General features: G+C 32.2%; 9 protein-coding genes. 4 read left to right on the plus strand and 5 right to left on the minus strand.

The window, feature by feature from the left end:
- Nucleotides 1-12: 12 nt before the first annotated feature.
- From Q0828_RS08840 to Q0828_RS08855, 4 genes are all read right to left on the minus strand, one after another.
- Complete coding sequence (locus tag Q0828_RS08840) at nt 13-1518, minus strand: hypothetical protein (protein ID WP_298419704.1); 1506 nt, start codon at nt 1516-1518, stop codon at nt 13-15.
- Between the two features lie 28 nt (nt 1519-1546).
- Nucleotides 1547-2803 (minus strand): T9SS type A sorting domain-containing protein, encoded by a 1257-nt coding sequence (locus Q0828_RS08845; RefSeq protein ID WP_298419706.1) that lies wholly within the window; start codon nt 2801-2803, stop codon nt 1547-1549.
- Between the two features lie 310 nt (nt 2804-3113).
- Nucleotides 3114-5891, minus strand: coding sequence for a response regulator (locus Q0828_RS08850; protein ID WP_298419708.1), 2778 nt, complete (start codon nt 5889-5891; stop codon nt 3114-3116).
- Nucleotides 5892-6289: 398 nt separating this feature from the next.
- Complete coding sequence (locus Q0828_RS08855; protein ID WP_298419710.1) at nt 6290-7312, minus strand: LacI family DNA-binding transcriptional regulator; 1023 nt, start codon at nt 7310-7312, stop codon at nt 6290-6292.
- A 159-nt stretch (nt 7313-7471) separates the two neighbouring features.
- On the opposite strand from Q0828_RS08855, the gene Q0828_RS08860 reads away from it, so the two are divergent.
- The 4 genes from Q0828_RS08860 to Q0828_RS08875 all read left to right on the plus strand — a co-directional run bounded on the left by Q0828_RS08860 (nt 7472) and on the right by Q0828_RS08875 (nt 13695).
- The gene (locus Q0828_RS08860; RefSeq protein ID WP_298419712.1) at nt 7472-10087 is read left to right on the plus strand and encodes a TonB-dependent receptor; all 2616 of its coding nucleotides are present in this window, start codon (nt 7472-7474) and stop codon (nt 10085-10087) included.
- 181 nt (nt 10088-10268) lie between these two features.
- Nucleotides 10269-11585, plus strand: coding sequence for an MFS transporter (locus tag Q0828_RS08865; protein ID WP_298419714.1), 1317 nt, complete (start codon nt 10269-10271; stop codon nt 11583-11585).
- Nucleotides 11582-12757: a glycoside hydrolase 100 family protein gene (locus Q0828_RS08870; protein WP_298419716.1), complete on the plus strand. Its 1176-nt coding sequence runs from the start codon at nt 11582-11584 to the stop codon at nt 12755-12757. The genes Q0828_RS08865 and Q0828_RS08870 overlap by 4 nt, the downstream gene beginning before the upstream one ends.
- Nucleotides 12757-13695 carry a PfkB family carbohydrate kinase gene (locus Q0828_RS08875; RefSeq protein ID WP_298420587.1) on the plus strand — a complete coding sequence of 313 codons (939 nt, stop codon included), beginning with the start codon at nt 12757-12759 and terminating at the stop codon, nt 13693-13695. The genes Q0828_RS08870 and Q0828_RS08875 overlap by 1 nt, the downstream gene beginning before the upstream one ends.
- 225 nt (nt 13696-13920) lie before the next feature.
- On the opposite strand, the gene Q0828_RS08880 is transcribed toward Q0828_RS08875, so the two are convergent.
- Nucleotides 13921-14163 carry a hypothetical protein gene (locus Q0828_RS08880; protein WP_298419718.1) on the minus strand — a complete coding sequence of 81 codons (243 nt, stop codon included), beginning with the start codon at nt 14161-14163 and terminating at the stop codon, nt 13921-13923.
- Between the last annotated feature and the right edge of the window lie 56 nt (nt 14164-14219).

The following is a 14219-nucleotide window of genomic DNA, read 5'->3' on the forward strand; positions in this document are numbered from 1 at the left end:
GATGATCATTTCTTATAATTTATAAATAACAAACTGAAAAGTTGTTGTTACTTGTGTACCACTAGCAGTAAAGATGCGTACATTAAGGTCTACATCGCTATCTCCATTGCCATCAGAAAGGATAGTAGTTGAAGTTCTAGCCGTAGTGGAAATTGGTGTTATGATAGCTACTGTATTACTATAGTTCAATGATTCTGTGCCATTAACATCTATAATAAATACATTACCACTTAAAAACGCAGTAAAATTTCCAGTACCACTTAACACACTTCCAGTAGATTCAACAATGCCATAGGCAATAGGTATTAAATTTGCAGTACCTGTTGTGGATGTATTGACTTCTTCTGTGTTAATTGTTTGCGTGTTAATTGTTTCGGCGACATCTAAAGTACCGTCTACACTCATGTCTTGTGTAACATTGAAGGTTCCGTTTATACGTAATAGGTTTGTATCAAACTCGCCATAAATTAGTGGCATATCCGACTGACCATTGTTAATATATAATTTGTTACTTCCTGCTGTTGTTGAACTACCAGAACTATTTCCTATATAAATATTTCCGGTTCCCGAAGCATTATTTATTCCTGAATATTGACCTATCGCTATATTGAGATACCCTGTCTCATTATCGCCTAGAGCTCCTAATCCAATCCCTATATTACTATATCCTGTCGTATTATCACTTAAAGCTTCTATTCCAATAGCTGTATTAAAATTCCCTGTTGTGTTGTCATTTAGAGTGAAATTTCCTAATGCAATATTATTATCGCCTTCAGTATTAGCACTTAATGATCTATATCCAATTGCGGTGTTAGATTCTCCTATTGTATTTAACCTCAATGAGTTTCTCCCAACTGCAGTATTTCTTTGTCCAGATGTATTTCCTTGTAAAGCTCCAGCGCCTACAGCTACATTACTAAATCCAGTTATGTTTTCAGATAAAGCATCAAGACCTATTGCAGTATTGTAAGATCCTGATGTATTTTTATTTAATGCATAATGCCCAATACCAACGTTATTCGTAAACGTTAAAACTGGACCCGTAATGAATGCATCATCATTCAAACCAGCATCATCGCCTATGTATAATGAACGACCACGAGATTTACCATCGGATAAATCATTTATATTTTTACTAACATTTAAAGCATAAGGCACTGCCATAAATTGAGTGGCATCAAAATCTATGATACCGCCGCTATAGGAAACTGTTACTTGTAAAAAATGTACATCTGCAGCCCAATCTATAGCTGAGAATGTACCTACACTTATTAATGCGCTTGTACCTATAGTAAGTATAACCAATCCGTTTGCATCTGTTGTAAAATTATGACTTTCTTGATATACAATTGTTCCTGTTGCTGTGTTTTCATGAATGGTAAATTGTATATTCATCGCAGTATTTGCCATTACATTGCCACTATCATCTTTTATGATGGCTTTATAGTTAATACCTTGTTGCGCAAAAGTTGAAACTGTTATTAATAGTAAGACAAGTACTGTAATTATTTTTCTCATGAGCTTATTTTTACGTTTTTCAATATTTTTAATTGATTCTAATTTTTTTAGTAATCATGCTGTTGTCAATATGAATTTTAACCAAATACATACCTGCTGCTAAATGACCAATATCAATTTTTGTTTTGCCTACTGTTTTAAGAATTTGTTTTCCTTGTAGATTATATAAAGTAACCGAATGAACTGGCGTTGAAGTATTAGTATTTATGTTGATGTAATTTGCTGTCGGATTTGGATATACAACAACTGAGTACGAGTTTTTACCAATTGAGTTTATGCTTAGTGTCGAAGCATCAAAAGCTTCTGCGGCGCTCCAAAATGATATGGTACGACTTAAGTTTCGCCAATCGTTAATGTCTGAATTCCAAGCTTGATATATAAGTTCTATTTCGTTATTATCTACATCAAACGTTCGTAATTGCCTAAATTTATTTCTCCAAACATCATCTGCAGTAACCCATTCTTGAATAATGAGTTCCGTCTGATTTCCCAATGTATATGCATACACAAAACGTTCAAAATTTCTATAGGTACCACTTATCCGTAATTGCCTTGTTCGTTCCGTAAGTTGTTGTAATGCATTATAGGTATATAAAGTTTGTTCAGTTCCATTGTCATTAAAATCGTTTTGACTTCCATTAAATCCAAAGCTTTCTACTTTTTGCAATGCTCCAAAACTGGTATAGTTGTATTCCTTTTTTTCAACATTGAGCCAAAAGTCTACGTCTGCAAAATAGATTTGCTCAATTTCTTGAGTTAATCTATCAGAACCTATTGCGTACTCATATAGGAATCTGTCTTCAGGAACAAGACTAGAACCATCAAGTTCTTCAAGTGTTTTAGAAACGACATTGTTTCCATCATAGATTTTAGTTTCTCGTCTTTGACTTCTCCAAATATCATTCACTCGTATGGCATATAGAAAAACTATTTCATTATTCTGTGCATTGTACATATACGTATCTCTTGCGCTATTTGACCAAGCGTCACTACTCCAATTTTGCTGTATGCTTTCGGTTATATTATTTAAAGTATTATAGTTTTTATTAAATTGATAAAAATTCACCCAATTACCAGTTCCCCCATTCGCTATCAAACGTAGTAGATTGGTTTCTTTCGTTCCTTCGTAATCAAACGTGTATAATTCTCTTGTGTTATGAGACCAATTAGTATTCGCATTTGACCATGAAAATACATGGATGGAGTCTTTTCTGAATATTTGTGCTGTATGATGTTGAATGTTTAAAAAAAATAATAAACAAAAAATTGAGTAGTGTTTTTTCATAGCCTTACTTTTTAAAGGTTGTGGTGTGTATGACTTTATTTTTATTGACAATATGTAAGGTATAAGCACCTTTTGTAAGATCATTTACGTTGAGGTAAATAGTATCAGTTAGTACTTCATTTAATTTCCCTTCATATAGTTTCATTCGCTATATTGATTGTGTTAAAATCATTTTTATAAGGGTAAATGTAGTAGTGCTATTGCCTGAAGACTATAAACATTGTAACAAAGGCTATAACTATTGTAACATTGCTTGAAGCACAGATTATATCTATGTTTGTAAAGAAAAAATATTTAAAATATAGGATGTTTAGTTCGCTCTTTTAGCATATTGCGTAGGAGTGCAATTGTAGACTTCTTTGAAGCGTTTGCTAAAATATGCAGGATCATTAAAACCGACACTATACCCAACTTGTGATACGGTTACATCAGAAGTTTTTAACAAATCGGCAGCTAATTTTAAACGTTGCGAACGAATAAATTCTGTCGTTGTCATGTTGAATAATGCTTTTAGTTTTCTGTGCAATTGCATTCTACTCATATTAATAGATTTGCAAAAATCATCTGTATTAAAAGTCGATTCAACCAGCTTATCATCTAACACATCTTGCAAGCGATTTAAGAATAAATCATCTGTAGAACTGATTGAAATTTCTGTTGGTTTTAAAATAACTTCTTGACTAAATCTTTCTTGTAGTTTTTTAATGCTCGCCAATAAGTTTTCAACTTTTAGTTTTAAAAGTTCGTGATTAAAAGGTTTCGTTATATAATCATCAGCACCAGTTTTGATACCTTTAATCTCGTTTTCTTCACCAGCTTTAGCAGTTAGTAAAATAATTGGAATATGACTTGTTCGCTCGTCAGTTTTTAACGTATTGCATAGCTCAATTCCATTTTTTATTGGCATCATAATATCACTTATAATGATATCTGGAATATGTTGAATTGCCAAATCAATTCCTCCTTGTCCATTTTCAGCATGTATAATTTTATAATTACTTTTAAAAATAGAATCGACATACATTCTTACATCTGCATTGTCTTCAACAATTAGAAGGATTGGTGTATCATCATCAAAATCATTTTTTGCTTCTATCATATTAGAAGTGACGATACCTTCTTCTGTTTTTTTGTTTTCAGAACTTTCTTCAATATTAATATCTTTGTAATCAGCTTTAGTAATTGGTAATATTACTTTAAAAGTTATCCAATTTTCAACACTTGTAGCCGTAATTGTTCCTTGATGAAGTTTTACAATTTCTTTGACGAATGACAGTCCAATTCCAGTTCCTTCCACATGTTGATCAACTTGGTAAAAACGGTCAAACAACTTCGCTACTTCTTCAACTGTTAATTGTTCTCCAGCATTTTTTATTTCGAAGTGAAACTCATTATTTTTCACAACTGCTTTACAAGTAATTTTTCCATTTTCTGGAGTGTATTTTACAGCATTTGATAATAAATTCGTAATAATTTTTTCAATAAGATCCTTATCAAACCAAGTTTCTACTATTGTAGGTTCTGTAGTAATCTCAAACTTTAATAGTTTTTGTTTTGTTGTAAATCTAAAATTATCAATCAAAGATTCAGCAAAAGTGATTACGTTATTTTTTGATACATGTAATGTTACCTGTCCTGATTCTATTTTTGATGCGCCTAATAATTGATCTACCAACGTAAGCAAACGATCGGAGTTTCGTTGCATCATTTCAAGATTGCTCCGATCTTCATTTGACAAATCTTTCTTTTTTAATTGTTGTTGAATTGGACCAGAGATGAGCGTTAATGGCGTTCTAAATTCATGTGAGACATTAGAGAAAAAATTTGACTTCGCCTTGTCTAATTCCTGTAGTTTTTTCGTCGTTTTTTTACGATTTCGATATAAAAAGAAAAAGAATAAACCAGCTATAGAAGTAATACTAATAACACCTAATAATTGGTTGCGTTGATTTGTTTTTTGCTTTGCTACTAATTCGTTCTGAGATTTTAAAAGAGCTATTTCTTGTTCTTTCTTTTCAGATTGAAATTTTAATTCTATTTCTTCTATTTTTTCAATATTTTTAATCTGCTGAACTTCTTCCATAATTTCTTTTGCAGATTTTAAATATCGATATCCTTTCTTAAATTCGTTTTTTCCAAAATAAGCTTCAGCTAGATTATAATCAATATCATGATAGAACTCTTTTCTAGCAGATTTTGATTTTCCCAACATCTCTTTTGCATAATCCAAGTGGTTTACAGCATCTACATAATTTTCAATTTTATTGTATAATTTTCCTAGTTCTAAATTAACTACAGAAATGACTTTAAAATTATTTATAGTCTTTGCTTTTTCTACTGCTTTTTCCTGATAAACTATCGCAGAATCTAACAATTTTCTGCGAAGAAATATTTTAGCTAGACGATTAAATATTAATGATTGTCTAATGTTATTATTAATTTCTACACTAATTTCTAACGATTTTCTATAATAATACTCTGATGTTTCTAAATCGTTTTTGGTAAAGTATACATCTCCTTTTTTGTATAAAAGAATAGAACTTGGCACTTTAAAACCTATTGAATCTGAAACCTTTAAACCATCGTCTATATAAGGAATTACTTGATTTATTAATAAAGGTTTATCATTGAGTAAAGATTCCATTAAAACATCACAAATACCATTTTTTGTCATTACTGATATAAATGATTTTCTGTTAATCGCAGTAAAAACAGAATCTGCTTTATAGTAATATTTTAATGCTTTCTTATCAAAAGAATTATTGTAATACCAAGTTGCTTTATAATAATAATTCCACCCGAGTAAATTTCTGTTTTTACTAGACTTGAGTAATGTTGCTTCTGTTAAGTTTAAAAAATGAAAAGCCTCAGATTCATTTTTTTTAAATCTAGCTACCATAGCTCCAACATTAACTTTTAATGAATCGTGAGGTTGATTTGTTGTTGTAAATAATTCTTCAGCATAATAAATAACACTATCAGCATTTCTCGAATGATAATGTTTAATTAAAGAGTCATATATGACTTTCCATTCAGGATCATTTTTTCTGTCTTGAGCAATTAAATGACAAGATGAAAATAATATCATACATAGTATCAAGATTTTTTTTAGAAAACTTGAATGTATTGAAAAATCGAAGAATAGAAAAAACATACTATTAAATGGTAATTAGATCAAATTTTCAGGGAAATTATCTTTGTTAAAATAATTCAATCCATATGCTTTATAAAATTAGACAATTTAAGTTGTTTAAGGCATCTTTCATTAAAAACTTCAATTTTAGAATATTATAGCTTCAGAAATTATCATTAAATGTAGAAGAATTATAATAAGGTTAAGAAACTTTAGATAATATTTATACTCTCAAAAAACAAACTTATCTTCCTCAAATCCTCCACCCAAAAGTTCAAACTTTGAAGGTTCGCGGTCACAAGACAAAGCCTTACTAGAAATAGTAAGGCTTTTTTGTTTTTTTATATTAATATTTAAAATCGTGTAGAATTTCGCTTCACCAATTTCGTTTCAAGTTCAATAATTTTAGGAACAATATCTTTTTTCTTTTTCTTAGCTTTTAACTCTTTATATAATTGTTTAAATGCCATTTTTCCCATTTCAAAACCTGGTTGATTAATTGTTGTCAAAGAAGGTGTAATGGCAGAAGACATAAACCAATTGCTAAAACCAACAATAGAAATATCTTCAGGAATTTTGATATCCTGTCTATTGAATTCAGTAATTGCGCCAATGGCAACTAAATCGGTATTGACAAAAATGCCATCTACATCTGTATGTTCCGATAAAATTTTCCGAGCAAACATTTCGCCTACTTCAAAAGTCATGTCGTCAAAAATATAAACCAAAGAAGGATCGTATGTCATATTATTATCGAGCAAGGCTTTCTTATAACCCAAAAAACGATCAATAGAATTTTGTGGTAACAATGGACCTCTAAAATGGGCAATACGCTTGCATCCTGTATCAATTAAATGCTGAGTAGCTGTGTAAGCTGCTTTTCTATCATCTATAATAACTTTAGAACATTTGACAATTTTGGCAATCTTATCAAACATTACAATTGGTTTCCCTTGATCCATGATATCGGTAATGTGTTTAAAATCGGCTGTTCCGTTAGCAAGTGATATCAGAATTCCGTCGACACGTTTATTCATCAACAAGTCAAGTTGTTTCTTCTCTAAGGCATACGACTCATTTGATTGCAAAATGATAACCAAATACCCTTTCTTTTCTGCTTGACTTATAATTCCTTTAATCACGCTTGAAAAAAAGTGATGTACAATCTCAGGAATAATCAAACCGATTGTTTTAGATTCTTCCGTTCGTAAATTAACGGCGAAAGCATTGGGCTTATAGTTCAATGTTTCGGAAAGCTCTTTAACTAAAGCACGGGTTTTTTTACTAACATCAGGATATCCTTTTAAAGCTTTTGATACTGTAGTGATAGAAATCCCTAAAGTCTCTGCGATATCTTTTAAAGTAACTGGTTTCATGGAAACTAAAGTAGTTTTTTTATTTAAAGAATGACCAAAATACAAAATCGAAAACGTTTTCGGTAAAATCGAAAACGTTTTCGATAAGAAAAATGTAAAATAGTAGCATCATAAATATAATTTAGCTAAAAATTAATCCAAAAAACTATAAATAATACAATGAAAAACTATACTAACTTAAAAGGTCTTTGTTCCTTATTATTACTTTTGGTTACGACGTTATCATTTGCGCAAACCAAAATTTCAGGTACTGTAAATGATCAAAAAGGAATGCCTATCCCAGGTGTAAATATTATTCTTGACGGAACTACAAAAGGAGCCGTTACTGATTTTGATGGAAAGTTTGCTATTACAAATGTGGAAGATGGAACTTATACATTAAAAGCTTCTTCAGTTGGATATACCACATACAATCAATCAGTAAATGCAAATGGAAGTGCCATTGTGCTTAAAATTACATTAGCAGATGATGCAGAATCTTTAGATCAAGTAATTATTACTGGTGTAGTAAATCCGAGATCGAAAATAGAATCAAGTGTTTCGGTAACGAGCATGCAACCAGCAACGATCAAACAATCAGCTCCAAGAAGTACTGCTGAAATTTTTAGAACAATTCCTGGTATTCGTGCAGAATCATCTGGTGGAGAAGGAAACGCAAACATCGCAGTACGCGGTGTGCCAATATCTTCTGGCGGATCTAAATACGTACAATTACAAGAAGATGGTTTACCTGTATTATTATATGGTGATATCGCTTTTGGAACCGCAGATATATTTACCCGATTTGATTATAATGTGAAAAGAATAGAAGCTATTCGTGGAGGTTCTGCATCAACATTAACTTCTAATGGACCAGGTGGAATTATCAACATCATTAGCAAAACAGGGAAAAATGAAGGTGGAGCTATTGGAACTACATTCGGTTTAGATTACAATTCTTTTAGAACAGATTTTAATTACGGTTCAAAAATAGGAGACGGTTTATATTTTCATGCTGGTGGATTTTACAGAGCTGGAGAAGGTGTAAGAGAAACTGGATTTACAGCCAACAATGGTGGACAACTAAAACTAAGTTTAACAAAAGAATTTGAAAATGGTTCTGTGCGTGTGTATGCTAAATATCTAAATGATAGAGCTGCTGCATACTTACCAATGCCAATTCAGGTAACAGGAACCAATAGCAATCCTGATTGGGGAAATGCGCCAAACTTTGATGCAACAAGAGGTTCTCTACATAGCGCAAACCTTACACAAACTGTTAGAATTGGTGCCGACGGACAAGTACAAAGAGGAGATGTTACTGACGGAATGCACCCGCTTTCTACTTCTGTAGGAATGCAAGCAAATTTCGATTTAGGAAATGATTGGAATGTAAGAAACAACGCACGTTATTCTGCTAACAATGGTGCTTTTGTATCACCATTTCCATCGCAAATAGCTGATGCAACTACAATTGCAGATTCTTTTGGAGCAGGCTCAACACTTGCTTTTACAGATGGTACGCCTGTAGGCGGAAGCAGTTTGGTAGCAAGAATTCACATGTTTGATGTAGAATTGAACAACTTCAATAACTTTATGAACGATTTCAAATTATCAAAATCATTTGACAACTTAGATGTTACGGTAGGATACTTTAAATCTTTCCAAAGTATTTCTATGTCATGGTTATGGAATTCGTACTTGCAAGAAGTAAATGACGATAATGCACGATTGATCAATGTATTTGATGCAGGAAACAACGCATTAAGTGAAAATGGTTTATATGCGTACGGAACTCCTTTTTGGGGAAATTTACACAGAAACTATGATACAGACTACAATGTATCTGCTCCTTATGTAAACTTTACGCTAGAAGCTTCTGAAAACTTTACAATTGATGCAAGCTTACGTTACGACAAAGGACGTGTTTCAGGTTCGTTCACAGGTGGAACACAAAGAGAATTTGATGTCAACAATGACGGCGTTATTTCTGTGCCAGAGCAAAATGTATTTGCCATTGACAATGCAAATCCTACGGCAGTAGATTACGATTATGATTACGTTTCGTATTCATTAGGTTTAAATTATAAATTGAATGACTCTCAAGCTATTTTTGGACGTTATAGTAGAGGTGCTTCTGCAAAAGCAGATCGTATTTTATTCTCAGGATTAGATTATTTAGATGGAGATCGTATCAACGCATTAGACTTTATCAATCAAGCAGAAATAGGATATAAAAGAGGTTTTGAAAATGGAGCAATTTACGCAACAGCATTCTATGCAAAAACAGAAGAAGAAGGTGGATTTGAAGCATCAACAAACAGTATTGTAGAAAACGATTACAAGTCATTAGGTATTGAAGTAGAAGGTTTCTACAGATTTAATGATTTTAGCTTACGCGGAGCAGTTACATGGACAGATGCAGAAGTAGATTCAGGAGACAATACAGGAAACACACCAAGAAGACAACCAGATTTTATCTATAACGTAATTCCGTCGTACAACTTCGGAAGTGAAAAGAAAAACTCAGTAGGATTGAGTTTCATAGGACAATCGAAAGTATTCGCTCAAGACAACAATGAATTAGTAATGCCAGGATTCTTAATCGTAAACAGTTTTATAAATGTTGGAATCACAAAATCACTTAACGTAAACATAGCAGCAAACAACATATTTGATTCTTTAGGAATTACAGAATCAGAGGAAGGAAGTATTGTAGAAGGACAAACGAATATTGTAAGAGCAAGACCTCTACCTGGAAGATCAATCTCTCTTACATTACAATACATGTTTTAATTATTTGAATACCATAAGTTTTTTAATTAGTTTAAAAGAGTTGATGTCAACTGATATTGACTCTTTTTCTCATAAAAAAACATCACATGAAAAACCTACTTATTGCTATATTTCCTTTACATATAATGGAATAGCTAACGTTGCATATTTTAACTAATTTCTAGAAAAATAATAGCATACTATGAAGTTTAAGAAACCTAAATTAAGTTTTTGGCAAATTTGGAATATGAATATTGGATTCTTTGGAATTCAATATAGCTTCGGACTGCAACAAAGTGCGGTAACACCAATTTATGATTTTCTAGGAGCAGATCCATCGCAAATTCCTTTATTACACTTAGCAGGTCCCATGACAGGCTTATTGATTCAACCATTAATTGGAGCAATGAGCGATAAAACATGGCATCCAAAATTTGGACGTAGAAAACCATATTTTTTTATCGGAGCGCTTATCTGTAGTATTTGTTTACTAGCATTTCCGTTTAGCAGTTCTTTATGGATGGCAGCAGGATTACTCTGGATATTAGATGCAGGAAATAATACAGCAATGGAACCGTATCGTGCATTTATTGCTGATAAATTAGACGCAGAACAACAACCGTTAGGATTTCAAATGCAAAGCTTTTTTACAGGTATAGGACAAGTATTGGCAAATGTTTCCTTATTTATATTTCCAATGATTTTTATTGGAACCACAGGCTCGTTGCCAACTTGGGTATATGCTTCCTTTTTTTTAGGAGCAGTTTGTTCAATTGGCTCTATTTTATGGACAATGAAAACGACAAATGAAATTCCTCCAACAGAAGAAGAGCTAGCAGTCTTACGAAGCGAAAAAAGAAGTGCTTTTCATCCATTAATAGAAATTTATGAAGCCATTGGCGATATGCCAAAAGTAATGTGGCAATTGGCATTGGTATATCTATTTCAGTGGTACGCGTTGTTTTGTTACTGGCAAAATTCTTCCAAAAGTATTGCACTTTCTGTATGGAATGCCACACCAAAAAGTAATCTAGAAGCGTATGAACAAGCGGCAAGTTGGACAGGTTTAGTAAATGGTTGGTACAACGCTGTTACTTTCTTAGTTGCTTTTGCCTTGGTAGGATATGCAAAAAAATACAGTCCAAAACGCGTACATGCTTTTTGTTTATTGCTAGCTGCGATTGGATTCTTAGTATTTCCTCACATAGAAAATAAAAATCTATTATTCTTTGCCATTACTGGTTTTGGAATCGGTTGGGCAAGTATTATGGGAATTCCATACTTAATGGTTGTACATGACATTCCAAAAGAACGTTATGGTGTGTATATGGGAATTATTAACATGATGATTGTCATTCCAATGTTGCTTCAAACCATATCATTTGGTTATATATTAGAAAACTTTTTAGACAACGATCCGCGTAATGCAATCACATTTGCAGGTGTATTACTTTTAATCAGTGTAATCTGTACGTTATTAATTAACTCCAAAGCAAAAGAAAAAATAGCTGCTGCATGACAAATCAATCTTACATACAAGCGCAACAACTACTTTTGAAGGCAAGTTCTGAAAAAGGGTTTTTAGCAAGCGCAGAAAATATCACAAACTATAAACGTGTTTGGGCTCGTGATGGCGTTATTTGCGGACTTTCTACATTGTTAGATGGTAATGAAACTTTGGTAAATACTTTTAAAAATACATTACAAACACTTGCGAATCATCAACATGAATTAGGACAAATTCCATCGAATGTATATTTTAAAGAAAACGATGAAGTGGAACTGAGTTTTGGTGGATTGGCAGGTAGAGTAGACACCATTTCTTGGTTCATTATTGGTGTATGCAACTATTGTTGGATGATGAAGGATGATGAATTTTTGATTGAATTGCTTCCAAACATAGAAAAAGGACTAAAACTGCTTGAAGCGTGGGAATTTAATAACAATGATTTATTATATGTTCCACGATCAGGAAATTGGGCAGACGAATATATTACGGAAGGACATACGTTTTATGATCAAATATTACGATTATGGGCATTGCGATGTGTTCACAGATTAAAACCATCTGATAATTTTCAAACAAAAATTGATCGCATCACAGAAAAATTAAATGAAAACTACAGAAAAACAACATGTCAAAATCCGTTTCATCCAAAAGCATACAAACAATTAGAAGATACTCCGTATTGGATGGCTTCTGTAAATCCTTCAGGTTACCAAACCATGTTTGATGCGTTTGCAAATTCTATTGCACAATTATTACAATTTGGTGACTCATCGTTTCAAAAAAGGCTCACAAGCTATTCAGAGGAGTTAAGAGAAAGTTTACCATTAAACTTATTACCAGCATTTTGGAAACCGATTCACGAAGAAGATGACGACTGGAAATTGCTTGTAAATAACTGTAAATATGAATTTAGAAACTTCCCGTATGAATTTCATAATGGCGGTACATGGCAAATGATCAATGGTTTTTATGGAATGAGCTTGATGAGCCAAAATCAAAAAGAAAACTCTCAGCATGTGTTAAAAGCGATAAAGGAATTAAACGCGAAAGAAAACTATGGGTTTTATGAAAACTTCAATACAAAAACACAACTGGCAGTAGGAGTTCCGCTATGTACATGGAGCGCCGCAGGAGAAATATTATTAGAACAATATATTAAAGGAAAAAGGTTATTAGTTTGATTACAAATAAGAATATAGATATACTTTGCGTAGGTGAAGCTTTGATTGATTTTATAGGACATCAAGATAGTGTCCTGATTGATGAGATACGTGATTATCATAGACATCTAGGAGGTTCTCCTACAAATGTTGCTATGAATACAGCACGCTTAGGATTACAAACTAAATTAGTAGCTAGCATAGGAAGTGATGGTTTGGGGAGCTATATTTTAAAACGACTTAGTGAAATAAACATAAATAATGAATATATAAAACAAACACTTGAAAGTCCAACTTCAGTTATTTTTGTGTCTCGATCCAAAGAGACACCTGACTTTATTCCATATAGAAGCGCAGATTTTTTAATCACAGAAGATCAAATCCCTTCAGACTTACTTCAAAAAACAAAAATATTTCATACAACTTGTTTTGCGCTAAGTAAAAATCCAGCACAAGAAACGATTATAAATAAAGCCAAAGAAGCATACAAATTAGGATGTAGGCTAAGTATAGATATTAATTATTCTGAAAAAATATGGAGTGACAAACAAAATGCATTAGAAATCATTAAAAAATATTGTAGTTACAATCCGTTAGTGAAAATTAGTGAAGATGATGTTGAACGCTTGTTTGGGAAACATACACTACATGATGAGATATTTACTTTTTTCCATGAATTAGGCGTGGATATAGTATGCTTGACTTTAGGTAAAAATGGTGTCAAACTATCACAAAAAAACAAAGAATTAATTTTGATGCCCGCCATAAAAATCAACAAAGTTATGGATGCTACTGGCGCAGGAGATGCTTTTTGGTCAGGATTTCTATTTGCGTATTTAAAAGAGCATTCAATTAAAGACTGTTTGCGTATTGCATTAAATTTAGCAGCACTTAAACTACAAAATGTAGGTAGATTACCTAACAACATCAATATACTATCTGAGCTATTGAAAAAATAAGTTACGCACTTTCACAAACAAACCAATCTCTCTCAAATCCTCCACCCAAAAGTTCAAACTTTGAAGGTTTGCGGTCACAAGACAAAGCCTTACTAGAAATAGTAAGGCTTTTTTGTTTTTAGAATATTTTTCATTTTTAAACAAAGTCTAAATAAAACTTCTGAGGAGGTTACAGTTTTTTATTTCTACACCAAAAATGATAACAATTCTATGAAGTATAGATTTTTATACATTAGATATATAGTGAACCATAACTTTATTTATGACTAAATCGGTCTTTATCTGAATACCTGTAAGCGGCAAGTACATATACAAAAGTTCCATTTTCAATGTGTTTTTTGTAATTAAACGAATAAATTTACCATACGATTTTTTAATTGTTTCATCGGGATATATAACTAATACATCGTCCTCATCTGCAGTCATTCTCTTTAAATATTTTTCTACTATATCTTTGTCTGTGAGCATAATTTTTAGCTTTCTATCGATTTTATTGGTATAAAAAGAATGCTGAAAGTTCTCAA

It is taken from the genome of uncultured Kordia sp., assembly GCF_947496985.1.
Lineage (GTDB): Bacteria > Bacteroidota > Bacteroidia > Flavobacteriales > Flavobacteriaceae > Kordia.

What these genes read in the sequence shown, in the direction of transcription:
- Q0828_RS08840 (WP_298419704.1), bottom strand. Translation starts at nt 1,518, where the DNA reads ATGAGAAAAATAATTACAGTACTTGTCTTACTATTAATAACAGTTTCA.
- Q0828_RS08845 (WP_298419706.1), bottom strand. Translation starts at nt 2,803, where the DNA reads ATGAAAAAACACTACTCAATTTTTTGTTTATTATTTTTTTTAAACATT.
- Q0828_RS08850 (WP_298419708.1), bottom strand. Translation starts at nt 5,891, where the DNA reads ATGATATTATTTTCATCTTGTCATTTAATTGCTCAAGACAGAAAAAAT.
- Q0828_RS08855 (WP_298419710.1), bottom strand. Translation starts at nt 7,312, where the DNA reads ATGAAACCAGTTACTTTAAAAGATATCGCAGAGACTTTAGGGATTTCT.
- Q0828_RS08860 (WP_298419712.1), top strand. Translation starts at nt 7,472, where the DNA reads ATGAAAAACTATACTAACTTAAAAGGTCTTTGTTCCTTATTATTACTT.
- Q0828_RS08865 (WP_298419714.1), top strand. Translation starts at nt 10,269, where the DNA reads ATGAAGTTTAAGAAACCTAAATTAAGTTTTTGGCAAATTTGGAATATG.
- Q0828_RS08870 (WP_298419716.1), top strand. Translation starts at nt 11,582, where the DNA reads ATGACAAATCAATCTTACATACAAGCGCAACAACTACTTTTGAAGGCA.
- Q0828_RS08880 (WP_298419718.1), bottom strand. Translation starts at nt 14,163, where the DNA reads ATGCTCACAGACAAAGATATAGTAGAAAAATATTTAAAGAGAATGACT.